Here is a 1711-nt window from a genome sequence, read left to right as displayed (position 1 = left end):
CTTTTTCCATCAACAACAATATATTCCTTGGAATTATACGATTGATTTAAAACTGAATTAATTGTTTTTTCTATATTATTTTTATCATTGTATACAACTGTAACAATAGTAATAGTATTATCCATATGGTATCTATTTTGATAAATTTACAGATAGAAATTTCAAGCTTTTATAAATACAGTAAAAAAGGAATAAACTAAATAGATTATTGAAAAACAAGTATATATCAAGAAATGCACTCGTTCCACATCTGAACAAGAAAGCCTTAAAACAAGTGTTAGGCAAGGTGTTAGGCATTGAATTCTGTCCATGATAACATAACGAAGAGCTTCCCAATGCAAGAATAGCTACACCTATTAGAGAGTACCAACCATAATAAGCCCAAAATGTTACAGTAAAAGGACTATTTGGAGCACCGCCACTTGGATAAAACCCTGTTGTAATTTCGAACAAATCAGCTCCAACTGTAGTCATCATTTGAGCTTCATCAAATTCCAGTCCAAATAAGTGCCTAAAAGGTCCCCATAACATATATGACATATTAAGAAGCCCACTCCGGTTATAATCAAGTGAATTGATTATATCATTGGGATATGCATTCCAATAAATGTCCCCACCTGCTAATAATCTATAAATAAAATAATTAAAAGCACTCCCCAAGTCTGAAAGCCCTCCTATTATGATAGTCAACAAAGGTGTAAAAATGCCCATAACTATATATATTTTCTTTATCTTAGGAATATAGTTTTCATAATAGAGAAAATAGAAAAATACAGCGCTTACTATATTTAGTATAAACCCTTTTGCCCCTGAAAAAAACGAAAAAATCAAAATAACTCCTATTGGCAATTAAACTTTTTTTATACCGTTTATTCTTAAACAAATATATAGTATATATCAAAACCATTAGCGAAACTGAGGATGATAATCTGCCTAGAAGTCCTAGAATACCAGATGAGTTATCAATGTTCTGAGCAAACCTATTTTCATTAAAAAGTGGAATGCCATTTATGGCATACGAATATAATGTAGTTAGAACATATAGTGCCAAACATACTTTAAAGAACAAGTCATCAAACCGCCTATAAGCAACTTCCCCCCCCTTCTTTTTTATTGGAAAAGATTTTGCTGAACTCATATAAAATACAGTCCAAAATAGAATTTGAGAACAAGCAAAGAATGAAAATAGTTCTGTACTAACATTCTTTGTTAATAGCAAGAAGACAGGTATTGCATTAGCTAATCCTACAAAAAAAAGACTAAGCAATAATGGGTCAATAACACTCCTTACTCTCTTAAGATACAAGGGAAGTAAAAATAGCTGACTTACAAATAGCGCAACAAAATACAGTCTTATATTAGGGAAAAAAGTTGTTCTAAAAATGAATATGCATCCATCGGGAGTATTAATTTAAAAATAATTATAAAATAAGATTAGTACTCAATTAGACAAAACGTTCAGCTGAAATGCATAACTTTAAAATTTAAGCCTTAATTTGAGTATTTACAAGCAATGTAGTCATAAATCAAGTCCCTACAAGCATATCCATTATCTTTAGATAAATCAACGATTCATAACAGAATGATAAACAGCCAATAATTGCCATGAAGATTCTTCCCATCGGAAAAAAGCTAGACGCTCATATCCTCTTTGAATAATAAAGTTCCTCTTTTCATCATTCCAATCAAGCACTTCCTCCATTTTTTCCCT

The 1711-nt window shown here is 30.9% G+C and carries 2 protein-coding genes; both read right to left on the bottom strand.

All coding sequences use genetic code 11. The features are described from left to right. Window positions 1-125: glycosyltransferase (locus BSAG_RS24960; RefSeq protein WP_008997510.1), on the bottom strand; the 125-nt coding region annotated here is incomplete at its 3' end. Window positions 126-132: 7 nt separating this feature from the next. Beyond that, complete coding sequence (locus BSAG_RS0223160) at window positions 133-849, bottom strand: hypothetical protein (RefSeq protein WP_032852333.1); 717 nt, start codon at window positions 847-849, stop codon at window positions 133-135. Between the last annotated feature and the right edge of the window lie 862 nt (window positions 850-1711).

Source organism: Bacteroides sp. D1 (assembly GCF_000157095.2).
Classification (GTDB): domain Bacteria; phylum Bacteroidota; class Bacteroidia; order Bacteroidales; family Bacteroidaceae; genus Bacteroides; species Bacteroides xylanisolvens.
The sequence above is the reverse complement of the archived record's forward strand: the minus strand, read 5'-3'. Positions and strand labels throughout refer to the sequence as shown.